General features: G+C 58.5%; 21 protein-coding genes and 2 tRNA genes. 9 read left to right on the forward strand and 14 right to left on the reverse strand.

Features of this window, described 5'->3' with window-relative positions; genetic code table 11:
- Nucleotides 1-3: 3 nt before the first annotated feature.
- The 5 genes from GS620_RS00640 to GS620_RS00660 form a co-directional block, all read right to left on the reverse strand.
- Entirely contained in the window at nucleotides 4-801 is a 798-nt protein-coding gene (locus GS620_RS00640; protein ID WP_152457520.1) for a carbohydrate ABC transporter permease, read from the reverse strand.
- Complete coding sequence (locus GS620_RS00645) at nucleotides 798-1,661, reverse strand: carbohydrate ABC transporter permease (protein WP_152457521.1); 864 nt, start codon at nucleotides 1,659-1,661, stop codon at nucleotides 798-800. Before GS620_RS00645 ends, GS620_RS00640 begins: the two co-directional genes overlap by 4 nt.
- Entirely contained in the window at nucleotides 1,658-2,734 is a 1,077-nt protein-coding gene (locus GS620_RS00650) for an ABC transporter ATP-binding protein (protein WP_171613594.1), read from the reverse strand. Before GS620_RS00650 ends, GS620_RS00645 begins: the two co-directional genes overlap by 4 nt.
- Before the next feature lies 1 nt (nucleotide 2,735).
- Complete coding sequence (locus tag GS620_RS00655) at nucleotides 2,736-3,785, reverse strand: ABC transporter ATP-binding protein (protein WP_171613596.1); 1,050 nt, start codon at nucleotides 3,783-3,785, stop codon at nucleotides 2,736-2,738.
- A gap of 82 nt (nucleotides 3,786-3,867) precedes the next feature.
- Nucleotides 3,868-5,607, reverse strand: a complete 1,740-nt coding sequence (locus tag GS620_RS00660) for an ABC transporter substrate-binding protein (RefSeq protein WP_152457524.1) — start codon at nucleotides 5,605-5,607, stop codon at nucleotides 3,868-3,870.
- 243 nt (nucleotides 5,608-5,850) lie between these two features.
- Here GS620_RS00660 and GS620_RS00665 point away from each other — a divergent pair, with 243 nt between their 5' ends.
- Genes GS620_RS00665 through GS620_RS00695 form a run of 7 tightly spaced genes read left to right on the forward strand, consistent with a single transcriptional unit; the run spans nucleotide 5,851 to nucleotide 13,237 of the window.
- Nucleotides 5,851-7,212 (forward strand): V-type ATP synthase subunit B, encoded by a 1,362-nt coding sequence (locus GS620_RS00665; protein WP_171613598.1) that lies wholly within the window; start codon nucleotides 5,851-5,853, stop codon nucleotides 7,210-7,212.
- On the forward strand, nucleotides 7,190-7,795 hold the full coding sequence (locus GS620_RS00670; protein WP_171363145.1) for a V-type ATP synthase subunit D: 606 nt from the start codon (nucleotides 7,190-7,192) through the stop codon (nucleotides 7,793-7,795). Before GS620_RS00665 ends, GS620_RS00670 begins: the two co-directional genes overlap by 23 nt.
- A complete protein-coding gene (locus tag GS620_RS00675) occupies nucleotides 7,792-9,588 on the forward strand; it encodes a V-type ATP synthase subunit I (RefSeq protein ID WP_171613600.1) in 1,797 nt (598 codons plus the stop codon). The genes GS620_RS00670 and GS620_RS00675 overlap by 4 nt, the downstream gene beginning before the upstream one ends.
- Nucleotides 9,585-10,028 carry an ATP synthase subunit C gene (locus GS620_RS00680; protein ID WP_152457528.1) on the forward strand — a complete coding sequence of 148 codons (444 nt, stop codon included), beginning with the start codon at nucleotides 9,585-9,587 and terminating at the stop codon, nucleotides 10,026-10,028. Before GS620_RS00675 ends, GS620_RS00680 begins: the two co-directional genes overlap by 4 nt.
- Nucleotides 10,028-10,705 carry a hypothetical protein gene (locus GS620_RS00685; protein ID WP_171613602.1) on the forward strand — a complete coding sequence of 226 codons (678 nt, stop codon included), beginning with the start codon at nucleotides 10,028-10,030 and terminating at the stop codon, nucleotides 10,703-10,705. The genes GS620_RS00680 and GS620_RS00685 overlap by 1 nt, the downstream gene beginning before the upstream one ends.
- 1 nt (nucleotide 10,706) lies before the next feature.
- The gene (locus GS620_RS00690) at nucleotides 10,707-11,399 is read left to right on the forward strand and encodes a hypothetical protein (protein ID WP_171613604.1); all 693 of its coding nucleotides are present in this window, start codon (nucleotides 10,707-10,709) and stop codon (nucleotides 11,397-11,399) included.
- Nucleotides 11,396-13,237: a V-type ATP synthase subunit A gene (locus tag GS620_RS00695; protein ID WP_171613606.1), complete on the forward strand. Its 1,842-nt coding sequence runs from the start codon at nucleotides 11,396-11,398 to the stop codon at nucleotides 13,235-13,237. The genes GS620_RS00690 and GS620_RS00695 overlap by 4 nt, the downstream gene beginning before the upstream one ends.
- 100 nt (nucleotides 13,238-13,337) lie before the next feature.
- On the opposite strand, the gene GS620_RS00700 is transcribed toward GS620_RS00695, so the two are convergent.
- The 7 genes from GS620_RS00700 to GS620_RS00730 all read right to left on the reverse strand — a co-directional run bounded on the left by GS620_RS00700 (nucleotide 13,338) and on the right by GS620_RS00730 (nucleotide 19,099).
- Nucleotides 13,338-13,721: a hypothetical protein gene (locus GS620_RS00700; RefSeq protein ID WP_171119516.1), complete on the reverse strand. Its 384-nt coding sequence runs from the start codon at nucleotides 13,719-13,721 to the stop codon at nucleotides 13,338-13,340.
- Between the two features lie 555 nt (nucleotides 13,722-14,276).
- Nucleotides 14,277-14,351 (reverse strand) — tRNA-Glu (locus GS620_RS00705).
- A 24-nt stretch (nucleotides 14,352-14,375) separates the two neighbouring features.
- Nucleotides 14,376-14,450: transfer RNA gene (locus GS620_RS00710), tRNA-Glu, on the reverse strand.
- Nucleotides 14,451-14,547: 97 nt separating this feature from the next.
- Entirely contained in the window at nucleotides 14,548-16,290 is a 1,743-nt protein-coding gene (recJ, locus tag GS620_RS00715; protein WP_171613608.1) for a single-stranded-DNA-specific exonuclease RecJ, read from the reverse strand.
- Nucleotides 16,291-16,383: 93 nt separating this feature from the next.
- Complete coding sequence (gene glpX, locus GS620_RS00720; protein WP_171119518.1) at nucleotides 16,384-17,367, reverse strand: class II fructose-bisphosphatase; 984 nt, start codon at nucleotides 17,365-17,367, stop codon at nucleotides 16,384-16,386.
- Between the two features lie 69 nt (nucleotides 17,368-17,436).
- Entirely contained in the window at nucleotides 17,437-18,723 is a 1,287-nt protein-coding gene (locus tag GS620_RS00725) for a homoserine dehydrogenase (protein WP_171613610.1), read from the reverse strand.
- Nucleotides 18,724-18,850: 127 nt separating this feature from the next.
- On the reverse strand, nucleotides 18,851-19,099 hold the full coding sequence (locus GS620_RS00730) for a hypothetical protein (protein ID WP_171119520.1): 249 nt from the start codon (nucleotides 19,097-19,099) through the stop codon (nucleotides 18,851-18,853).
- A 102-nt stretch (nucleotides 19,100-19,201) separates the two neighbouring features.
- Here GS620_RS00730 and GS620_RS00735 point away from each other — a divergent pair, with 102 nt between their 5' ends.
- On the forward strand, nucleotides 19,202-19,789 hold the full coding sequence (locus tag GS620_RS00735; protein ID WP_152457537.1) for a TetR/AcrR family transcriptional regulator: 588 nt from the start codon (nucleotides 19,202-19,204) through the stop codon (nucleotides 19,787-19,789).
- Nucleotides 19,790-19,810: 21 nt separating this feature from the next.
- Here the strand turns inward: GS620_RS00735 and GS620_RS00740 are convergent, their stop codons facing one another.
- Complete coding sequence (locus GS620_RS00740; protein ID WP_171613612.1) at nucleotides 19,811-20,722, reverse strand: pirin family protein; 912 nt, start codon at nucleotides 20,720-20,722, stop codon at nucleotides 19,811-19,813.
- Between the two features lie 157 nt (nucleotides 20,723-20,879).
- Here GS620_RS00740 and GS620_RS00745 point away from each other — a divergent pair, with 157 nt between their 5' ends.
- The gene (locus GS620_RS00745) at nucleotides 20,880-21,362 is read left to right on the forward strand and encodes a hypothetical protein (protein WP_152457539.1); all 483 of its coding nucleotides are present in this window, start codon (nucleotides 20,880-20,882) and stop codon (nucleotides 21,360-21,362) included.
- Here the strand turns inward: GS620_RS00745 and GS620_RS00750 are convergent.
- A complete protein-coding gene (locus tag GS620_RS00750) occupies nucleotides 21,321-21,920 on the reverse strand; it encodes a TadE/TadG family type IV pilus assembly protein (RefSeq protein WP_152457540.1) in 600 nt (199 codons plus the stop codon). The genes GS620_RS00745 and GS620_RS00750 overlap by 42 nt on opposite strands.
- Nucleotides 21,921-21,922: the final 2 nt, after the last annotated feature.

Genomic DNA, 21,922 nt, shown 5'->3' on the forward strand with positions numbered 1-21,922 from the left:
ACCTCACACACGTCCCATCGCGAAACCACGCGCGATGTAGTTGCGGACAAACCAGATGACGATGGCGCCGGGGATGATGGTCAGGGTGCCGGCGGCGGCCAGCAGCCCCAATTCATAGCCCGCGCTGGACGCGGTGCGGGTCATCACGGCGGCGATGGGTTTGGCCTCGACCGCGGTCAGGGTCTTGGCCAGCAGCATTTCCACCCACGAGAACATGAAACAGAAGAAGGCCGCCACGCCCACGCCCGCTTTGATATTGGGCAGGAAGATCGTCACGAAGAAACGCGGGAAGGAATAGCCGTCGACATAGGCGGTTTCATCCAGCTCTTTTGGAATGCCGCGCATGAAGCCTTCCAAAATCCAAACTGCCAGCGGCACGTTGAACAATGTATGCGCCAGTGCCACAGCCAGATGCGTGTCGAACAGGCCGATCGAAGAATACAGCTGAAAGAACGGCAAGGCGAAGACCGCTGCCGGGGCCATCCGGTTGGTCAGCAGCCAGAAGAACAGCTGCTTGTCGCCCAAAAACCGATAGCGAGAGAACGCATAGGCAGCGGGCAAGGCGACGCTGACCGACAGCACCGTGTTCAACGTCACATAGGTGATCGAGTTGATATAGCCCCAATACCACGTCGGGTCCGTGAAGATGGTGATGTAATTCTCCAGCGTAAAAGTCTGGGGGAACAGGGAAAAACCCGACAGGATCTCGTTCGTTGTCTTGAAGGACATCGCCACCAGCCAATAGATCGGCAGCATCAGGAACGCGATATAGAGGATCGGGATGAGAGACCGCTTCTTCATTGCGCGTCATCCTTTGTCATGAGGGTGTAGAAGAGCCACGAAACCAGCAGCGTGATGGCGAAATAGATCAGGCTCATCGCAGCCGCAGGGCCAAGGTCGAACTGCCCCAGCGCGATTTTCACAAGGTCGATCGACAGCAGGGTGGTCGAGTTGCCGGGCCCACCGCCGGTCAGCACGAACGGCTCGGTATAGATGTTGAAACTGTCCATGAACCGCAGCAGGACCGCGATCGTCAGAACCGTCTTCATCTTGGGTAGCTGGATGTAGCGGAACACCGACCATGGGCTTGCGCCGTCGATCTTGGCCGCCTGATAGTAGGCGTCCGGGATCGACACGAGGCCTGCATAGCACAGCAACACGACCAGCGACGTCCAGTGCCAGACATCCATAACGATGACGGTGATCCAGGCCGAAAGCGGCTGTTGCGTCATGTCATAGTTGATGCCCAGAACGTCATTCAGGAAATATCCCAACAGACCGATTTTGGGCAGGGTGAAGATGTTCCACATGGACCCAACGACGTTCCACGGGATCAGCATCGGCAGGGCCATCAGCACCAGACAGACAGGCACCCAGAATCCTTTGCGCGGCATCGACAGGGCCACGATGATGCCAAGAGGCACTTCGATGATCAGGATCAGGAAAGTAAACAGGAACTGTCGTCCAAGTGCGGCCTGAAACCGGTCCGACCGCAGGATCTGTTCGAACCAACCCAGGCCTTCCCAGAAAAACTGGTTGTTGCCAAAGGTTTCCTGCACCGAATAGTTGACCACCGTCATCATCGGCACCAGCGCGTTGAACGCGACCAGTGCCAGCACGGGCAGGACAAAGAACCACGCTTTTTGATTTTCTGTTCTCATTGGGCCCGCTCCTCGGTTGCGATCCACCCGTCGCGGTAGACGCGGGATTGTTCGGGTTTGAATTGCAGGAAAACCTGTGATCCGGGTTCGGGCACGCTGTGTTCGGTCACGGCCTTGAGGGCGGTATTGCCGACCATCGCGCTGACCACAAAGTGGCGACCGATGTCGGAAACCTTGGTCACATGCGCCGGGATGCCGGTCTCGCCCAAGCCGACATATTCCGGGCGAATCCCCAGATCGGTACGGCCGCCATCACCGTGAATGGGACCTTCCAGCATGACTTCGTGCCCTTCGAACAGGGCGCGGTCGCCGCGCGCCTCGCAGGGCAGCACGTTCATACCGGGCGAGCCGATGAAATGGCCCACGAACGTGTGCTGCGGGCGCTCGAACAATTCGACCGGGGTGCCGATCTGCACCACTTCGCCCTCTTGCATCACCACGACCTCGTCCGCGAAGGTCAGGGCCTCGGTCTGGTCGTGGGTGACATAGATCATCGTCGCCTTGACGCGCTGGTGCAGTTCTTTCAGCTTGGACCGCAGCTTCCACTTCAGATGCGGGTCGATCACGGTCAGCGGCTCATCAAACATCACCGCGTTCACGTCATCGCGGACCAGGCCGCGACCCATCGAGATTTTCTGCTTGTTGTCCGGGCTGAGGCCGCTGGCGCGGGTGTTGAGCATGTCGGTGACATCCAGCATCTCGGCGATCGCATCGACGCGGCGCTTGATCGTCGCCGGATCGACGCCGCGGTTCTTCAGCGGAAAGGCCAGGTTCTCGCCCACGGTCATCGTGTCGTAGATCACCGGAAACTGAAACACCTGTGCGATGTTGCGCTGATCGGGGGGCAGGGCGGTCACGTCACGGTCGTCGAACAGGATCTGCCCTTCGGACGGGGTCAGCAGGCCCGAGATGATGTTCAGCAGCGTGGACTTGCCGCAGCCTGACGGCCCCAGCAGGGCATAGGCGCCGCCATCACGCCAGGTCACGTCGATTTCCTTCAGCGCATAATCCTCGGGGCCTTTTGGCGACGGCATGTAGCTGTGGCGGAGGTTTGAAAGTTTGATCTGTGCCATGTCAGGCCACCCTTTTGCCGTCTTGGCCGAAATACCGGCAATGGGCCGGGTTCATGAAGAATGTGTGGTCCTCGCCCACCTGATAGGGATGGACTCCGGCGGCCAGCGACACCCAGGCGTCCTCGCCATGCTGGAAATGCGCGCTGGAATCCGAACCCGAAAGCTCCGTCACGATCACGCGGCCGGTCAGTTCCACGTCCGCGTCAGACGTACGGAACGGCGTCACGCGATGCGGCCGCACCGCAACCATGTAATCTCCGTCGGCCATGTCGGTTACGGCCCAGCCACCTCCACCGGCCAGTTGCGCCTGCGCAGCGGAAACGGTGATGCGTGCGACATTGATCGGCGGGTCCGAAAAGACCCGCGCGGCGGCGATGTTCTCGGGGTTGCGATAGATGTCAGCGGTTGGCCCGAACTGGGTCACGCGGCCATCTTCCATCAGGGCGGTGTAGCCGCCCAGCAGCAGCGCCTCTTCGGGCTCGGACGTGGCATAGACCACCACGGCCCCGCGACCTGCGAACAGATCGGGTAGCTGCTCGCGCAGTTCTTCACGCAGTTTGTAGTCGAGGTTGGCCAGCGGTTCGTCAAGGAACACGGCGCGGCTTTCTTTGGCAATAGCACGCGCCAGCGCGGTACGTTGTTGTTGCCCACCCGACAGCTCGTGCGGGCGGCGGTGCAGCATCGGGCGCAGTTGCAGCAGGTCGGCGGCCTCTTCCACGCGGCCTTCGATCTCGGATTGCGCCATGCCTGCCACACGCAGGGGCGAGGCGATGTTGTCGAATACGGTCATATGTGGGTAGTTCACGAAGAACTGGTGCACGAGGCTGATTTTTCGCTTCTGCGTATTCAGCCGTGTGACGTCCTGCCCATCCATCAGGACCTTGCCCGAGGCGATCGGGTCCAGACCGGCCATCATCTTGATCAGAGAGGTCTTGCCCGAGCCCGTCGCGCCCAGCAGCACGTTGAAGTGGCCTGTTTGAAGGGTCAGGTTTGTGGGCTTGATATGGATGACGTTGCCGACCCTTTTGGTCGCGTCTTGAAGTTCGATCATGTCCGTGGGTTCCGGTCCTTCAGTGCAATGCACTGGTCTTGAAGTGGGAGTGCCTGATGCGGCACCCCCGGGTTTCAACGGCTTACTTAGACTGCCAGCGCTGAACCAGTTCGTCATAGTTGACGGTCTGGCCCTGCGGCTTTTCGTTCTCAAGCTTGGCCTTGGGCGAACCCGGCTTTTCCAGCCAGAAAGATGGGTCCTGCGGCTCGTTCAGGCGTGGACCGCAGCCGCCGTAGACACCGGCGCTTTCATCCGCGGCCTGCATCCGGGCCATGGTGATGTCCATCTCTTCGGCCAGACGATCCATCGCCTCTTGTGGGGTGAAGGCGCCCGAGTTCACGTCACCGATCTGCTGCCACCAGATCTGGGCCAGCTTCGGATAGTCCGGCACGTTGATGCCGGTCGGCGACCATGCCACGCGGTCAGGTGAGCGGTAGAACTCGACCAGACCACCCAGCTTGGGCGCGCGTTCGGTGAACGACTCGTGATTGACCGAGCTGTCGCGGATGAAGGTCAGACCCACATGGGACTTCTTCACATCGACAGTTTTGGAGGTCACGAACTGGGCATAAAGCCAGGCTGCCTGGGCACGATCCGAGGGGGTCGATTTGAGGAACGTCCAGGACCCCACGTCCTGGTAGCCAACCTTCTGGCCTTCTTCCCAATAGGGGCCGTGCGGGCTGGGCGCCATCCGCCACAGCGGCGTACCTTCGTCATCCACGGTGTTGTTGCCTTCGGACTTCGGCTTGACCATGTCGGCGGTGAAGGCCGTGTACCAGAAGATCTGCTGGGCCACGTTGCCCTGGCTAAGTGCCGGCAGTGATTGGTAGAAGTCATAAGACGCGGCACCCGGAGGCGCATAGGCCCGCAGCCATTCATCCCATTTCCGGATCGCATAGACCGCAGCCGGACCGTTTGCAGCACCACCGCGCGACACCGAAGCGCCAACAGGGTTACAGGTGCCCGCTTCCATGCGGATGCCCCATTCGTCGACAGGCACACCGTTCGGTTCGCCCTTGTCGCCGGCACCGGCCATCGACAGCCAGGCATCGGTCATGCGCCATCCGAGGTCGGGCGCGCGCTTGCCGTAATCCATGTGGCCGTAGATCGTGGTACCATCGACTTCTTTCACATCATTGGTGAAGAACTCGGCGATATCTTCATACGCGGACCAGTTGACCGGAACGCCCAGATCATAGCCGTACTTTTCTTTGAACGCGGCTTTGTTCGCCTCATCATCAAACCAGTCCTTGCGGAACCAGTAAAGGTTCGCAAACTGCTGATCGGGCAGCTGATACAGCTTGCCGTCCGGTCCGGTGGTGAACTGAATGCCCATGAAGTCATCCAGATCCAGCGTCGGCGAAGTTGTCGCGGCCCAGTCACCGCCCATCATGTCCGTCAGCGGATAGGCCAGCTGCAAACGCGAATGGGTGCCGATCAGGTCACTGTCGTTGACATAACCGTCATACAGGTTCCGACCCGTTTGCATTTGGGTTTGAACGGCCTGAACCACTTCACCTTCACCCAGAATCTGGTGGTTGACCTTGATGCCGGTGATTTCCTCGAACGCCTTGGTCAGCACCTCGGATTCGTAGGAATGTGTCGGGATACCTTCGGACAGGACGTTGATTTCCATACCTGCGTAAGGCTGTGCAGCTTCGATGAACCACTGCATCTCGGCCATCTGTTCGTCTTTCGACAAGGTCGATGGCTGGAATTCGTCGTCGATCCAACGTTGTGCTGCGGCTTCGTCGGCCCAAGCAGGACCGTGCCCCGCAATGACGGCAGCCGCCGCCACTGCGGAAAGTAGATGTCTCCGCATCTGTCTCCTCCCAAAATTATGGTTCTCCGGCGGAAACCGGATGACGGACAGCATCAGCGATTTCTTGCGTATGTGTCAAACTAAAAATTTAGTAATTGACGTTCAGGCATCCCAAAAGAGGTGGCGCTGAACTCGTTTGCCAATTTGTGAATTCGTTGTAAGCTAGGATTGTCATTGCAAAAATTACCGCTGAGACGTGCGGCGCGAATTACGAAAAACGACTTGGAACAGTGAGGATAGGCAATGTCCCGAAGTCTGTTGAAGTACACGCGTGTTCTGGAAATCGTCGGGGACACAATCAAGGTCCGGGTTCCGATCCAGAACAAAGGAGAGCCGGCTGTCCGGTTCAACGACCTCGCTGTGATCGAGACGGTGGATGGCCAAAAAACACTGGCCCAGACGATCTTCATCGACCGGGATGTCGTCACGTTGCAGGTGTTTTCCGGCACCAAGGGCATATCGACCGAAGCAACGGCAACCTTTCTCGGTCACCCGATGCAGACACCTTATTCGGCCAACATTCTGGGCCGCGTGTTTGATGGTGCCGGTGTGGCCATTGATGGAGGCCCCGACCTGTCTGCGGAACCGCATATCGATATTGGCGGACCGACCGTCAATCCGGCGGAACGCGCGGTTCCAAACAGAATGATCCGCACGGATGTGCCGATGATCGACGTGTTCAACACATTGGTCGAGAGCCAGAAAATTCCGATCTTCTCGGTTTCAGGCGAGCCATTCAACGCGTTCCTCAGCCGAATCGGTATTCAGGCCGACGCGGATATCGTGATCTTTGGCGGGCTGGGGCTGATTTTTGACGACTACCACACGTTTCGCACCTCGTTCGAAGATGCGGGTGTGTTTTCGCGCACCGTCATGTTCGTCAATCAGGCGATGGATCCTTTGGTCGAACGTCTGCTGGTGCCGGACATGGCATTGGCAGTGGCCGAGAAGTTCGCTGTGGAAGAGGGCAAACGCGTGCTGGTCCTGCTGACGGACATGACCGCCTATGCTGACGCGATGAAAGAGGTTGGCATCAGTCAGGAGAGGGTGCCATCTCAGCGCGGCTATATGGGGGACCTGTATTCGCAGCTTGCGCGCCGATACGAAAAAGCCTGTGACTATGCCAAAGGCGGGTCGGTCACGGTTCTGACCGTCACGACCATGCCCGGAAACGACGTGACCCACCCGGTGCCTGACAACACCGGCTATATCACTGAAGGGCAGTTCTATCTGCATTCCGGCGTGATCGATCCGTTCGGCAGCCTGTCGCGCCTCAAGCAGAACGTGATCGGCAAGACCACCCGCGAAGATCATGGGCAGATCATGAACACGATGATCCGTTTCTATTCTGAAAGCCGCGATGCCGCGCAAAAACAGGCGATGGCCTTCGACCTGTCAGACTATGATCACCAATTGCTGAAATTCGGCGGCCTGTTCCGGTCGCGGTTTATGGACATCAATGTTTCGATCCCGCTGGAAGAGGCGCTGGATCTGGGTTGGAAGACACTTGCAGAGTGCTTTGCGCCGGAACAGTTGCTGATGAAGCAGGCATTGATCGACAAGTATTTCCCGAAGGATGCCAATGGCGCGGTTGCAGCTGAATAAATCGTCGCTTGCGCGCGAGCAGACACAGCTGAAAAGCTATGAGCGGTTCCTGCCGTCGCTGGACCTGAAGCGACAACAGTTGATGGCTGAACGGGTCCGGGCCCGGGAAGAGGTCGACCGCCTCGAGCAAAAGGTGCAGGCGCTGGTGCGGCAGGTTGGTGAAAAGCTGCCGATGCTGGCCCAGCAGGGTGTCGCTCTGGATGGGCTGGTCACGCTCAAGGACTACAAGGTCAAAGAGGTCAATGTGGTGGGGGTCAAACTGCCTGACCTTGATCGGATCGAAGTGGTGGTGCGCCCATATTCCGTTTTGGCCAAGCCCCATTGGGTCGATGCCGCTGCGCTTTTGCTGCACGACGTCATCGAAGCGCGGGTGCGGGTGAAGATTGCCGAAGAACGCGTTCGCATCTTCGACAAGGCGGTGGCCACCATCACCCAGCGGGTCAACTTGTTCGAAAAGGTTCTGATCCCGCGCGCCAAGGCCAACATCAAGAAGATCCGCATCTACCTGAGCGACGAACAGATGCAGGCCGTCGTGCGGTCGAAGATCTCGAAACGCAAACACGCGCAGGAGGCTTTGACATGAGCGTTGCGCGTCTGAAAAAGATGTCTCTGATCGGGCCTGCTACCCGAAAGGCGGAAACGCTTGAGGCGCTTCAGGCCCTTGGCTGCATGCATGTTTTGCCGCTTGTTCCCACACCGAAAGAGCCGGAAAAGATCAGTGAGCGCGGTGCAAGAGAGGCGTATAAGGCATTGCGTTTCCTTGCAGAAGTGCCTGATCCGCGCCGCCAGGTCCAGCGTGCGTCTGATTTCGACATGGATCGTTTCGTGCGCGAGGTGACCGACCTCATGCAGCGCGTTCGGGATACAATGGACCGGCGTGACTTTCTGGCGCATCGCATCGCCCAGGTGCGACCTTGGGGGGATTTGGATTTTCCGCCGACCGATGCGCTGGCTGGCAACAGGCTGTGGTTCTATCAGCTGCCGCTGAAGCACCGGGATGCATTGTCCGAGGTCAGATTCCCCTGGGCGATATTGGAGGAAGACCACCGGTACCTGTATGCCGTTCTGATTTCACCTTACGAACCCGATGATGGTGTTCTTCCTGTTCCGCGAACCCATGTCGGTTCGCTGCCAGTACACGAGCTTGAGGCCCAGTTGGAAGAGGCCGAGATCGCCCTCGAGGCGTTGGAAGCCGAACGCGTGGCGCTGACGCGCTATCTGACATTGATGCGCCGGAACCTGTCCGTCGCCGAAAGTGCCGCCGAGCTTGCCCATGCAACGCAGAAAGTGCGCGACGAAGAGGCAGTGTTTGCTTTGCAGGGGTGGGTTCCCGTGGATCAGATGGATGCTGTTCTTGCCATGGCAAACGCCAAGGGTTCAGCCGTCCTGATTGAAGATCCGGGGCCGGGCGACGCGCCTCCGACCTTGCTGGAGCAGCCTGAAAACCGCAGGGCCGCTGTCGATCTGGCGCTGTTCTATCAGGTGCCCGGATATCAAGACTGGGACCCCAGCGTCATCGTCTCGGCGTCCTTTGCGATCTTCTTTGCCATGATCGTTGCGGATGCCGGGTACGGCGCCGTCATCCTGCTGGCGGTGCTGGCCTTTTGGAGACGGATGGACCGCACCGCTGGTCAAAGATCCTGGCGTCTGTTCGGCCTGATCATATCGGCGGTTACGATATTTTACGGGGTCATGGTGGGCAGCTATTTCGGGGTGTCACCGGCTGGGGGCTCGATTTGGGCAAGGCTCAAGGTGCTGGATTTGAACGATTTCGGCGCGATGATGATGGTCTCGATCGTCGTTGGCGTTATCCACCTTGTCCTGGCCAACGCACTTGCGGCCCGCGCGGCGTGGGGGCAACGCAAGGCGGTTGCCAATCTGGGCTGGATTGCGGCCCTGATCGGCGGGTTTGTCCTTTGGCTCGGCTACATGAACGGGAAGTCTCCGGTGCCGGGCGCAGCTATCCTGACCGCCGGCATCGTGGCGATTGTCCTGTTTTCCAGCGAGCGGGTCATCCAGAGGCCGATGGACTGGGTCTGGCGTTTGCTCGAAGGGGTTCAAAGCCTTGCCGGGGCGATGGGCGCCTTTGGGGATGTTCTCAGCTATATGCGTCTTTTCGCGTTGGGCCTTGCTTCGGCCTCGCTGGCGATCACGTTCAATGATCTGGCGGTGTCGGTCATGCAGGCCCTTAGGGGGCCGGGCATTCTGTTTGGGCTGCTGATATTGATCATAGGTCATGTATTGAACTTCGCGCTCGCGATGATGAGCGGCGTCGTGCACGGTTTGCGTCTCAATTACATCGAATTCTTTAAATGGGGTCTGCCGGATGAAGGCATCATCTTTCGTCCATTTGCCCGCAAGGAGGTTCAGGAATGAATGAGCTTGTTCTTACACTGGGTTGGCTGGGTATTTATGCGCCAATGGCGTTGGGGGCTGCGGCCAGCGCCATAGGGTGTTCGATCGCCGGGATGGCCAGTATCGGGGCCATGACGGAAACCGAGGGCGGCTATGGCCGTTTCGTGGGTGTATCCGCGTTTCCCTCAACGATGGTCATCTATGGGATCGTCATCATGTTTACCCTGAACCGCGACGTGACACCTGAAAACGCAGGCGGTCTGTTCGGGATCGGCATCCTGTCGGGTATCGCACTGATGTATTGCGGCATCTGGCAGGGTCGGGCCTGTGCGGCTGCGATCAATGCGACCAAGGAAAAGCCCGAGATTTTTGGCCTTGCTCTGGCCCCTGCCGCAATCATCGAAGGGTTTGGTGTTTTTGCCTTCGTGTTTGCGTTGGTCATCAGTGCGGGGATCAGCTGATGGCACAAGACAGAACGATTGCGCATGGGGTTGACGCGCTGATCGACAAATTGCGCAACGATGGGGTTGCCGCTGGTCAGGCCGAAGCCGAAAAATTGCGCGCGGAAGCAAAAGCCGAAGCCGCGCGCATCGTGGCAGAGGCAAAGCGCGAAGCCGAGGAGTTGAAAAAGAAAGCCCGCACGGAGACAGACAATTACAGGGCTGCCGGCGAAGAAGCATTGAACACCGCGATGCGGGATGCCGTGCTGACCATGAAGGCGGGTCTGACGGATCGCTTCAAGGCAGATGTCGAACGCCTTGTAACCAAAGAGATGTCCGATCCCGAGCTTCTGAGGCAGATGATCCTCGAGGTGGTAGGCCGGGCCGGGGAAGGTGCAAACCTGGACGGCAAGGTTTCCGTTATCCTGCCTGCCAGGGTCGCCACGCAGGAAGACATCAAGCAAAACGCCGATGACATTCAATCCGGCAAGCTGACAAAATATGTTCTTGGGCTGACTGCGAAGATGCTGCGCGAGAATGTCGAGTTGCACGCAGCCGATGACGTGCAGGAAGGCATCCGCGTTCGCGCAGAAGATCAGGGTGTTGTTCTGGACCTTACGGATAAGGCAGTGGCATCGCTGTTGATGGAGCATTTGCAGCCCCGGTTCCGTGCCGTTCTGGAAGGGGTCATCCGCTGAGATGTCAAAACAGGACGCCTATATCGCGTTGATGTGCAGCCTTCCGGGTTCGGAACGGTTGTTCGTTGCCAAGCAGCCGCCCCTGTCACGTATCAGGCTGGACCGTCGATTGACGGCTTTGACACCGGAGGACAGCAAAGTTTTGAAGATCCTCGAGCACGCGTTGAGCTGGAGCGCCTACGACATGGATGTCACCGACGCTCAGGCGATCCAGCGCTGCAAGAAAGCGATGCTGGACATCCCTCAGCCCACCTTGCGCAAACTCTTCATGGAGCGCATGGAACTACGCTCGGTGGTCGCGGCATTGCGCCTGAGAAAACGCGGAGAACCGGCGCCTTCAGGCCCATTCGGAGTCGGACGATGGAGCCGCCACATCCCAGCCAATTGGGGTGATCCCAGTTTTCGGCTGGAACGGCTCATGCCCTGGATCAAAGAGGCAACTCAATTGCTGGAAAACGAAGATCCGCTGGGTCTGGAACGTCTGCTTTTGTCGATAAGCCACAAGCAGCTCAAGCGGCACGCGGCTCGTCACATGTTCGATTTCGAGGCGGTCGCCATCTACGTTCTGATCTGGAACATCTTCGACCGCTGGGCGCAAAGCAGCGCTGCGGAAGCCGCCAAGAGATTTGAGAAACTGGCACAACAGGCCATGGCCGACTTCGCTGATGTCGATTTTGAGGGAGCAAGCGCATGACAGCCCCAATCTCAGCCAAATACTCATCGACCGCACGCGTCGTCCTTGTTCAGGAAGGGCTTGTGCGGATACAGGCCAATCCGGACGCGACCGGCCACCCCGGTCAACTGGTCAAAAACGAAGTGGTTTACATATTGCCTTCGCGTTCCGGCCCCGGTGGGCGGCAGGAAAGGCTCAAGGGCGAAGTGCTGCGCGTACGTGGGGATATGGCGGACGTTCAGGTCTATGAAAGCACTGATGGGGTGGCGGTCGACGACCCGGTGGAGCAATCAGGTCAGCTCTTGTCGGTCGAGCTGGGGCCGGGGCTGCTGGGGCAGGTGTTTGACGGGTTGCAGTCGCCTTTGCCCAAGGTGGCAGCAGCATTTGGTACCTTCCTGCCGCGCGGCGCAGATGTCGCGCCCTTGGATGAAAACGCGAAATGGTCCTTTACACCGTCCGTGAAGGTGGGTGACACGGTCACTGCCGGGGACAGCATCGGAACGGTGCCCGAAGGCCATTTCAGCCACAAGATCATGCTGCCGTTCAACTGGACTGGTGTGTACAAGGTGGTCTGGGTGCAAAAAGGCGCGGCCACGATCCATGACATCGTGGCCCGACTGGAAGACGAAGACGGTGGCGAGCATACGCTGACGCTTTCGCAGAAATGGCCGGTTCGGCGACCATTGCCGGAAAACATCCTGAAGCGCGCACTGTCCGAGCGGTTGTATCCCACGGAACCGGTTCTGACGTCGCAACGGCTGATCGACACGTTCTTTCCGATTGCACGCGGCGGCACCGCCTGTATTCCCGGGCCGTTCGGTGCGGGCAAGACCGTGCTGCAAAACCTGATCGCACGGAATGCGAAGGTTGATATCGTGATCGTCGTGGCCTGCGGCGAACGTGCAGGTGAGGTGGTCGAGACCATCGAGGAATTTCCGAAGATGACCGATCCAACCACCGGTGGCAGCCTGATGGATCGGACGATCATCATCTGCAACACGTCCTCCATGCCGGTTGCCGCGCGCGAGGCGTCGATCTTCACCGGGATCACGTTGGGGGAATACTACCGCCAGATGGGCAATGATGTCTTGTTGATCGCCGACAGCACCAGCCGGTGGGCGCAAGCCATGCGCGAGACCTCTGGCAAGCTCGAAGAGATCCCGGGCGAAGAGGGGTTCCCGGCCTATCTGGAAAGCTCGATCAAGGGTTTGTACGAACGCGCCGGGGCGCTGAAAACGAATGACGGCGATCTTGGCAGCCTGACGCTGATCGGAACGGTTTCGCCTGCTGGCGGCAATTTTGACGAGCCGGTAACCCAGTCAACCTTGTCGACGGTCAAGTGTTTCCTCGGGTTGTCATCCGAACGCGCCTACAAGCGGTTTTATCCAGCGGTCGATCCAATGCTCAGCTGGTCTCGGTATACCGACCAATTGTCCGACTGGTATGACAGGAACGCCGAGCCGGGTTGGACAGCCAAAGTGCGCACCCTGTTGGCCCTGATCGAAAAAGGCGAACAGGTCGATCAGATGATGCAGGTCACTGGGGAAGAGGGCGTCACAATTGACGACTTTGTAACCCAACAGAAAGCCTTGTTCGTCGATATGGTCTACTTGCAACAGGACGCATTTGACACAGTCGATGCGACAGTGCCGCTTGAACGGCAGATAAAGACGTTCAAGCTTGTGTACGATGTGACGCAATCCAAAGCGGTCTTCTCGGACAAAGCCGAAGTGAGGCAGGTGTTCACGCAGCTGACCGGGCTGATGAAAAACTTTCACTACGCGGCAGAAAACACACCCGAATACAAATCCACCGGGCAAAAGATCGAAAACCTGTGCCGAGAAAAGTTCGGAGTGTGATCAGGTGAAATGATAGCCCGAAGGGGGTAGCGTAGTTTTTTAGTAGTTCCCAAGGCTGACCAATTGCAAAATGCTCTGCTTGCAGCTTTTTTGTGAGAGCCTAACCCTTACCGCTTCCCAGACTTAAACGAAATGCGTGGGACAACGCGGTTGATGTCCTTAGTAAGTTTTGTGATCCAACTTGAGTTTGGTTTCGCACGGGAGAAACCAGATGCTGTACTGCTGACGCGTTCGATTTAGTCGTTTTAACCTGAGAACTATTGTTGGCGGTGAACGAGACATACTTGAGGTTTCGAGAAACAAACGCTTCATGCAGTTGGATAGCTTCTCTCAAGATTAAGTCTGCGTCTTCTAGAGCGGCTTCTATAGCGCGATCTCCGAACCTCTCTGAAACATAACGCAGTTCTTTGGCCTTGTTGATGAAATAATGCTCAATTTCCATTTGGCCTGAAGCATGAAGTTTCCATGCGCCGTGGGCAGCCATGTTTCGGTTTGGCAATCCTGAATGAATACGCTCAGCTAACAGAAGTAGTCGTATCCCTAACGGAGCGTAGCACTTAACGGCCGATTGCCTGAGTCTGGCAACTATGTTTCTGGTGTTTAGCTATAGGCGAACAAATTCCTCAATTTGAGCGCGGGACGAAGGGTCAATTCCATCGACCATCTGAACAATTCGCCACGTGCACAACTCGATGTGAGCACAAGTTTGAAGGTAAACCCCCTGCTTCAACAATACCTCAGAGGGAACAAGCTGCTCGACAAAGTATCTCATTATTTTTTAACTGACTAATTTAGCTCTTCAGTAGATAACACTTCGTGAAAGCAGAAAGCGAAACTGCCTTAGATCAAAAAGAACCCCCGGTGGGGCCTGAGAAGCTTACACTGAGGGTTCCCTGCGTGTATACGGATCTCTTAGGACCAGATGCACGGCTGACAAGCAGGACGGTATTTCCTCTAGGCTGCACCATCAAGGCATAATCAATCCGAAATCGCGCGCAGGGAGACTTTTCCGGTAGCTTGTTGATGTTGAATAAGAAAATGGTAGCCCGTAGGGGAATCGAACCCCTCTTTCCAGGTTGAAAACCTGGCGTCCTAACCGATAGACGAACGGGCCACTTGGTAGTGACGCAAGCACAAGTGGTAGCCCGTAGGGGAATCGAACCCCTCTTTCCAGGTTGAAAACCTGGCGTCCTAACCGATAGACGAACGGGCCACGCTGGCTTGTGGAGGGCCTTTTACGGTTTCACCGTGACCCCCGCAAGCCGAAAAACGCAGGGATGAGAAAGTTTTTTCGCCTTCCGAGCGAGACGTCAATTTGCCTCTGCCGCGTCCTCGAGCCTGAGCTGCACGGATTGCCGCCCGCCCCAGTTGTTCACCTCAAGCCGGCCTGCAAAATGAAAGCGTGCGCCACCATGATTTGATAGTCTCTCGCCCATCGGACCGTCAAAGGCACCAAAGGCAATCGCATCCAGCCCACCACCCATGCCATCGGACAATGACAACTTCAGGTGCGTTTCCCCGACACGTTTGGCAAAACGCACCTGAAGATCCGGAAGCGCGTATCGCGGGGCAGGGGCTCCGGCACCAAACGGTCCGGCCTGTTCGATCTGTTCGACAAGATCCACTGTTGCGGCACCCGGCATAAGGGCGCCTTCCAGCTTCATATCGGCAGGGCCGCCCTGACCTGCGCCTTGTTTTGCCAGCAACTCGCTGAGGCGTTCCATCGCAGGTTCCAGTTTGTCGCGCATGACGGTAAGTCCAGCGGCCATCTTGTGACCGCCACCCTTGACCAGCAACCCTTCGGCCGCGAGCCGCTGGATCGACGCCCCCAGATCCACGCCCGAGACCGAACGCCCCGAGCCTTTGCCCTCATCACCGTCAAAGCCGATCACGACGGCCGGACGGTTGGCGGTTTCCTTCAAACGAGACGCCACGATGCCCACCACACCCGGATGCCAGCCTTCACCGGCGGCCCAGACCAGCGGTGCGTCGAGTCCGCGACCCTCGGCCTGCTCCATCGCGGCGGCGCGCACGGCGTTTTCAATGTCCCGGCGTTCTGTGTTCAGCGCGTCCAGACGTTCGGACAGGGCCTGTGCCTCGTGCAGGGAATCCGTGCTCAGCAGGCGGGCGCCCAGATCGGCCTGCCCGATGCGACCACCCGCGTTCACGCGGGGGCCAAGCAGAAAACCCAGGTGATAGCTGTTGGGCGCCGTATCCATGCGCGAGACATCCGACAATGCGACAAGTCCGGGGCGCTGCCTTTGGGCCATCACTTTAAGGCCTTGTCGAACCAGGGCGCGATTGGCGCCGATCAAAGGCGCAACGTCAGCCACGGTTGCCAGGGCCACCAGGTCCAGCATCGATATCAGGTCAGGCCCCTTTGTGCCTGCCGCGCGCAGCTGGCGCCCTGCTTCGACCAGCATCAGAAACACGACACCCGCCGCGCAGAAATAGCCCAGATCACCGCTTTCATCCTGCCGGTTGGGATTCACGACTGCGACGCAATCCGGCAGGGTTTCGCCGCCGAGGTGGTGATCCAGAACAATCACGTCCGCCCCCGTGGCTGCGGCAATCGGTTCATGGCTGAGCGTGCCGCAATCGACGCAAATGATCAGGTCGTGGCTGGTTGCCAGTTCCCGCATTGCCGGAACATTCGGACCATATCCCTCATCAATCCGATCCGGCACATAAAGCGTCGCCTGCAACCCCATCTGCCGAAGCCAAACCAGCAGCAGAGCGGCAGAGCAGCCGCCGTCAACATCGTAATCCGCGAACACCGCGATTTTCTGGCGATGGCGTACGGCGTCCAGAAAACGCGCCGCCGCCGTTTCCATGTCCTTCATGTCGCGGGGATCTGGCAGCAGCTCCTTTAGCTTGGGGTCCAGAAAGCCGCGCGCCTCCATGACCGGCACGCCACGACGGGCCAGAACCTGACATACCGCACGCGGCAGGTCGGTCTGTTGAGTCATCATCTCGGCAGCCCGCTCCAGCTCGGCTTCCGGGCCAACCCAGCGCCGCCCGGTCAGTGATTGTTCTACGCCAAGAAAACCCATTGCCTGCCCCTTGTGAACCAAGGCCGGATCCTTTCGGACCCGGCCTTTTCATCTTTTCCCAAATACTCCCGCCGGAGGCAACGGCGCAAGCCGTTAGGCGTTATCGTGCGGCCAGGTGGGGGTGCGATACGACATGCGGCGTACGGACCCGGTCTTTGAACGCATCAGCAGCGTCGTGGTTTCCACCCAACCCGGCTCGCGCTTGATGCGCGGCAACAGAGAACCGCCGGTTACACCCGTTGCGGCAAAGATCACATCTGCGGTCACCATCTCATCGCGCGAATAGACCCGGTCCAGATCGGTGATACCCGCCTTGGCAGCACGGCCCCGCTCGTCATCGTTGCGGAACAACAGGCGACCAAAGATCTGACCGCCCATGCATTTCAGCGCAGCGGCAGCCAAAACCCCCTCGGGGGCGCCACCCTGGCCCATATACATGTCGATGCCGGTCACTTCGCTTTCTGCGCAATGCATGACACCTGCCACGTCACCATCGGTGATCAGGCGGATCGATGCTCCGGTTTCGCGCACTTCGGCGATCATCGCCTCGTGACGGGGACGTTCCAGAATACAGACGGTGATGTCCGCAGGCTTGCAGTTCTTGGCTTTTGCCAAGGATTCCACCCGTTCACGTGGAGACATGTCCAGATTGACGACGCCCTCGGGCAGGCCCGGACCAACAGCAAGCTTGTCCATGTAAACGTCGGGCGCATGCAGCATCGAGCCGCGCGGGCCCATGGCAATCACGGTCAGCGCGTTGGGCATGTCCTTTGCGGTCAGCGTTGTGCCTTCCAGCGGATCCAGCGCGATGTCCACGCCGGGGCCGTTTCCGGTGCCGACCTCTTCGCCGATATAAAGCATCGGTGCTTCGTCGCGTTCACCTTCACCGATCACCACGACGCCAGCAATGTCCAGCATGTTCAGCTGTTCGCGCATGGCATTCACGGCGGCCTGGTCGGCGGCTTTCTCGTCACCACGCCCCACCAGCGAAGCCGAGGCCAGCGCAGCCTGTTCCGCCACCCTTGCCAGCCCCAGAGACAGCAGGCGGTCGTTGAAATCGGTTTTGGCAGCACTCATTGTCATGTATCCTCTGGTCATTTAAGCCGTTTCTATCGGCATAGCTTGCGTTTCATGCAGGCCGCAAGTTCAAACCTCTTCAATCCGCAACGCGACGGGGGCACCGGCAACCACATCTGTGTCCCGGAACCCGTCCAGCGCAACGTCCAGCGCGGCGCGGGTGGTTTTGTGGGTAACGATCAGCACAGGCGCCGTGCTTTCGGCATGGGCATATTGGCGCATCCTGTCTATGGAAACACCGGCATCGCCCAGAATGGCTGCAACCTTGGCCAGTGCGCCCGGTTTATCCAGCAGACCCAGCCGCAGATAATAAGGCGCCGGCAGGCCCGTGACGGCGGGGGCCGCAGCCTCAAGCGATTTGGCCGGTCGGCCAAAGGTCGGGATTTGCAGCCCGCGTGCCAGATCGCACACGTCGCCCATCACGGCGCTGGCCGTCGGGCCTTCACCCGCACCGGGGCCGCGCAGCACAACCTGTTCAACCGCGTCGCCTTCGATCACCACCATGTTGGTGCCGCCTTCCAATTGCCCCAAGGGCGAGTCGCTGGGCACAAGGCAAGGCTGCATCCGCTGTTCCAGCCCGCGCGCGGTGCGCTGCGCGACGCCCAGCAATTTGATGCGAAAGCCCATATCCTCGGCTTGGTCGATATCGTCGAGGCTGATTTGCTGAATGCCTTCGATCTCAATCCCGTCGAAATTCGGCTTGGTGCCAAAAGCGATCGAGGCCAGCAAAGCCAGTTTGTGCGCGGCGTCGATGCCACCGACATCCAGATTGGGGTCGGCCTCAAGATACCCAAGTTCGGCGCATTCGTCGAAAAGGGCGTTATAGCCCTGACGCTGCGATTGCATCCGGGTCAGAATGTAGTTGCAGGTGCCGTTCATCACGCCCATCACGCGCGTGATCTCGTTTCCGGCCAACCCTTCGGTCAGGGATTTGATTACGGGGATACCGCCCGCGACTGCGGCCTCAAACCGGATGACGCGGCCAGCAGCTTCGGCCTGTTCGGCCAGTTCCTGCCCGTGAATGGCCAACAATGCCTTGTTGGCGGTCACGACGTCTTTGCCGCTGGCCAACGCGGCTTCGACCGAGGCCTTGGCCGGACCGTTTTCGCCGCCCATCAGTTCGACATAGACATCGATATCGTCACGTTTCGCCAGCGCAACCGGGTCGGTTTCCCAGGCACAATCCGACAGGTTCACGCCGCGGTCCTTGTTCGGATCCCGCGCCGATACGGCCACGATTTCAATCGACCGGCCCGTGCGCGCCTTCAGCAAATCTGCGTGGCGGCGAACAATCTTGACGACACCCACGCCGACAGTTCCCAAGCCCGCAATTCCCAGCCGCAGTGCCTGTGTCATGTCGTGGGTTCCTTTCCGCTCGAAACTTGTCTGCATTCGGACGCCTGCCCGATCAGCGCTGCCTTATCGGGTTCAGGCCAAGGGTGCAATCCGTCACCGGGGGATTGTCGAGGTCAAATGTCACGCTTTAGTTGGTTTGCGCGTTTTGCAGCGCCTGGGCCTTTTTCGCAAGCGCCTCGCTGCGCTGCGTCAGGTCTTCCTCCACCTCTGCGGCCTGGCTTACGGGATCAATCGAAGGCCCCAACGTTTCCTGCACCGGAACAAGGCGCGGATAGGGGGCCGATTTGACCGAGGCCGGTTCACTGCCTTCAAGTTCGGGAAAGTCTGAACACCCGGCAAACACAAGAATAAGAGGCAGAACAGGCAGCAGTTTCATGTGGCACGCTTTTCGGTTTCGTTCGTCATTTCGTGATGCACCTTTTGCCGGCGCCGATCAAGCGGGGTTCTATATGAACATTTGTTCAGATACTGTGGGCGGATGGCACGTACTCAAGGCTCCCACTCTGATATCACAGGCCCGCGCATTCGAAAGGCGGCCCTGAACCTGTTTGCCCGCCACGGCTATGCCGCGGTTTCGATGCGGCAGATCGCGAAAGAGGTCGGCGTTCAGGCGGGGGCGCTATACAATTACACGCCGGACAAGCAGAGTTTGCTGTATCGGTTGATGCGAGAGCATATGCAGGATCTGCTTTCGGCGCTCAACGCGCTAGAGCGCTGCGATGACTGCCAGCAAGCGTTGCGCAGATTTGTCGGTTTTCACATTCGTTTCCACCTGCAACGCCCAGACGAGGTGTTCATCGCCTATATGGAACTGCGCAACCTCTCGCCCGAAAACTTCGCTGAAATCGAAGACCTTCGGCGCCAATACGAAAACGCGCTGGAGGACATTCTTCACTCTGGCCAGCAGGCTGGTCAGTTTGCGATACCGGACACCAAGATCGCCACGCTGGCGGTGATTGCCATGTTGAACGGTGTGATGACCTGGTACAGGTCCGGAGGGCGGCTGTCACTGGACGAGGTCGAACAGATTTATTGGAACATGGTGCATAAGGCGGTGACAGCCTGACAGGGCCAGACAGTCACTGTGTCAGTGCGCAGGGCGAATGAAGGTCCCGTTTCGCAGTTCGCGAAACGCTTGTTCCAATTCGGACCGCGTGTTCATCACAATGGGCCCGTGCCATGCGACGGGCTCATTGATCGGAGCCCCCGAGATCAACAGAAACCGAACGCCTTCGGGGCCAGCCTGAACGGTGATTTCGTCCCCCGTCCCGAAACGGACAAGCGTGCGGTCACCCGACATATCCCGGATATTCACCTCTTGCCCGGCGACCTCTTTTTCCAACAGCACACCGGACGGGCGTGACGCATCTGCAAAAGCTGCCTGACCTTGAAAGACATAGGCGAAGGCTCGGCGATAAGTGTCGATGCGAAAGGTCTTCTTCACACCCGCCGGAACCGAGATGTCCAGATATTGTGGATCTGCCGCAATGCCGTCCACGGGGCCGGTTTTGCCCCAGAACTCTCCGACAATCACACGAACGGTGGTGCCGTCGTCATCAGTGACTTCGGGGATATCCTTGCTTTGAACATCCTGATAGCGCGGGGCAGTCATCTTCTGATCCGAAGGCAGGTTACCCCACAGCTGAAACCCGTGCATCTGCCCCGAGGTGTTTCCCTGCGGCATTTCCTGATGCAGGATGCCGGACCCCGCCGTCATCCACTGTACGTCGCCCGCGCCCAACGTGCCGGTGTTGCCCAGCGAATCCGAATGCTCGACCGATCCGGCCAGAACATAGGTGATCGTCTCGATTCCGCGATGCGGATGCCAGGGAAAACCAGCCTTATAGTCCTGCGGGCGTTCGTTCCTGAAGTCGTCGAACAGCAGGAAAGGATCAAGTTCGGACGGGTCCTGAAACCCGAATGCGCGGTGAAGTTTCACGCCAGCCCCTTCCATCGTCGGGGTGGCCCTGCGTGTTTCCAGTGTGGGTCTAAGGGACATATTCGCCTCCGGTTCGTTTGATCAGCATGTAACCCCTGCGTGATTGCGGTCAATCAGCGTTAATTAACCGGAGCTGTGCAAATTTGCTAAGCAACCAAAGCCCTGTTGTTTCCCCTGGAAAGTCGCTAAGTCGAAGCGGAACGGACAGGAGACATCCATGCAGGACGAAGTGCTGGCAACGATTCAGGCATCATCCCCCAGACGGTGGATCGGAGTAGGGATGCTGTCGACGGTTGGGGTGCTGGTCACATACGTCGCTTTGGCATCGCCGCCCGAACCGGCGTGGCAAGTATTTCTGTTTGCCGTAGGGGGCGCGTCGCTTTGGCTGGCCTATCGTGTATGGCACGCGACCCAGGACCATATTGAACTGACACAGTCGGAATTGCGTACCGGGTCAGGTCAAATGATCGCAAAGGTGGCTGATATTGAGTCGGTGGATCGCGGCGTATTCGCGTTCAAGCCGTCAAACGGCTTTCTGGTTCGCACCAAGCACAAAGATACGTACCAATGGGCCCCCGGATTGTGGTGGCGGATTGGTCGCCGGGTCGGCGTCGGCGGCATGACGTCTGCCGCCGAGGCCAAGTTCATGTCAGAAGTCTTAAGCGCTATTATCCACGCAGACGACCGGAGGGCGCACTAGGTTGCAAGCGACCTTGGTGGAAAAGCGGGGACGGGTGAAGATGAAGTTTTGAAAGTTAATGCCGGTCGCCAGATCCCAGCCAGGTTTAAACTGAGGAATATACTCGTTGGATGTTTCCACCAGAATGACCGTGTCCTGATCCGGCATCGGCGGCAGACGGTTTTCGATTTCCTGAATGTTGTTGTCGTTCCATTCCGTGTCATAGCCGCGCACGGTCGACCAATCCACGTAGTGGCGGTTGTCGTTCTCGTCAAAACGGATCAGCGAGACACGCATGCGCACTTCAGACCGGTTGTTGACCATTTCGCCCATAAGTTCGTGAAGCGAGTCGATGTAAACATCAGTCACGGCGGCCGATTCACGTGAGATCAGATCGCTGACCGTATAGGCAGCCTTCAGGTTCGACGCGCTTTGACGAAATCCCTCGAATGCGGTGAACGTAAACGTAATCGTCCACAACAACAGCGGGAAGATCATGATGGCCTCGACGGTCAGAATACCACTTTCGTCCTGCTTGAAGGCCTTGATGCGGTTTTTCACGTTTCTGAATACAAACATAG

It is taken from the genome of Ruegeria sp. HKCCD6428 (genome assembly GCF_013110595.1).
Classification (GTDB): Bacteria; Pseudomonadota; Alphaproteobacteria; order Rhodobacterales; family Rhodobacteraceae; genus Ruegeria.

Excerpts from the sequence above, each read along its gene's own strand:
- GS620_RS00750 (WP_152457540.1), bottom strand. The coding sequence starts at position 21,920 with ATGTTTGTATTCAGAAACGTGAAAAACCGCATCAAGGCCTTCAAGCAG.
- GS620_RS00735 (WP_152457537.1), top strand. The coding sequence starts at position 19,202 with ATGGCACGTACTCAAGGCTCCCACTCTGATATCACAGGCCCGCGCATT.
- GS620_RS00660 (WP_152457524.1), bottom strand. The coding sequence starts at position 5,607 with ATGCGGAGACATCTACTTTCCGCAGTGGCGGCGGCTGCCGTCATTGCG.
- GS620_RS00725 (WP_171613610.1), bottom strand. The coding sequence starts at position 18,723 with ATGACACAGGCACTGCGGCTGGGAATTGCGGGCTTGGGAACTGTCGGC.
- GS620_RS00690 (WP_171613604.1), top strand. The coding sequence starts at position 10,707 with ATGTCAAAACAGGACGCCTATATCGCGTTGATGTGCAGCCTTCCGGGT.
- GS620_RS00655 (WP_171613596.1), bottom strand. The coding sequence starts at position 3,785 with ATGATCGAACTTCAAGACGCGACCAAAAGGGTCGGCAACGTCATCCAT.
- glpX (WP_171119518.1), bottom strand. The coding sequence starts at position 17,367 with ATGAGTGCTGCCAAAACCGATTTCAACGACCGCCTGCTGTCTCTGGGG.
- GS620_RS00650 (WP_171613594.1), bottom strand. The coding sequence starts at position 2,734 with ATGGCACAGATCAAACTTTCAAACCTCCGCCACAGCTACATGCCGTCG.
- GS620_RS00745 (WP_152457539.1), top strand. The coding sequence starts at position 20,880 with ATGCAGGACGAAGTGCTGGCAACGATTCAGGCATCATCCCCCAGACGG.
- GS620_RS00645 (WP_152457521.1), bottom strand. The coding sequence starts at position 1,661 with ATGAGAACAGAAAATCAAAAAGCGTGGTTCTTTGTCCTGCCCGTGCTG.
- GS620_RS00685 (WP_171613602.1), top strand. The coding sequence starts at position 10,028 with ATGGCACAAGACAGAACGATTGCGCATGGGGTTGACGCGCTGATCGAC.
- GS620_RS00675 (WP_171613600.1), top strand. The coding sequence starts at position 7,792 with ATGAGCGTTGCGCGTCTGAAAAAGATGTCTCTGATCGGGCCTGCTACC.
- GS620_RS00640 (WP_152457520.1), bottom strand. The coding sequence starts at position 801 with ATGAAGAAGCGGTCTCTCATCCCGATCCTCTATATCGCGTTCCTGATG.
- recJ (WP_171613608.1), bottom strand. The coding sequence starts at position 16,290 with ATGGGTTTTCTTGGCGTAGAACAATCACTGACCGGGCGGCGCTGGGTT.
- GS620_RS00695 (WP_171613606.1), top strand. The coding sequence starts at position 11,396 with ATGACAGCCCCAATCTCAGCCAAATACTCATCGACCGCACGCGTCGTC.
- GS620_RS00680 (WP_152457528.1), top strand. The coding sequence starts at position 9,585 with ATGAATGAGCTTGTTCTTACACTGGGTTGGCTGGGTATTTATGCGCCA.
- GS620_RS00670 (WP_171363145.1), top strand. The coding sequence starts at position 7,190 with ATGGCGCGGTTGCAGCTGAATAAATCGTCGCTTGCGCGCGAGCAGACA.
- GS620_RS00700 (WP_171119516.1), bottom strand. The coding sequence starts at position 13,721 with ATGGCTGCCCACGGCGCATGGAAACTTCATGCTTCAGGCCAAATGGAA.
- GS620_RS00665 (WP_171613598.1), top strand. The coding sequence starts at position 5,851 with ATGTCCCGAAGTCTGTTGAAGTACACGCGTGTTCTGGAAATCGTCGGG.
- GS620_RS00740 (WP_171613612.1), bottom strand. The coding sequence starts at position 20,722 with ATGTCCCTTAGACCCACACTGGAAACACGCAGGGCCACCCCGACGATG.
- GS620_RS00730 (WP_171119520.1), bottom strand. The coding sequence starts at position 19,099 with ATGAAACTGCTGCCTGTTCTGCCTCTTATTCTTGTGTTTGCCGGGTGT.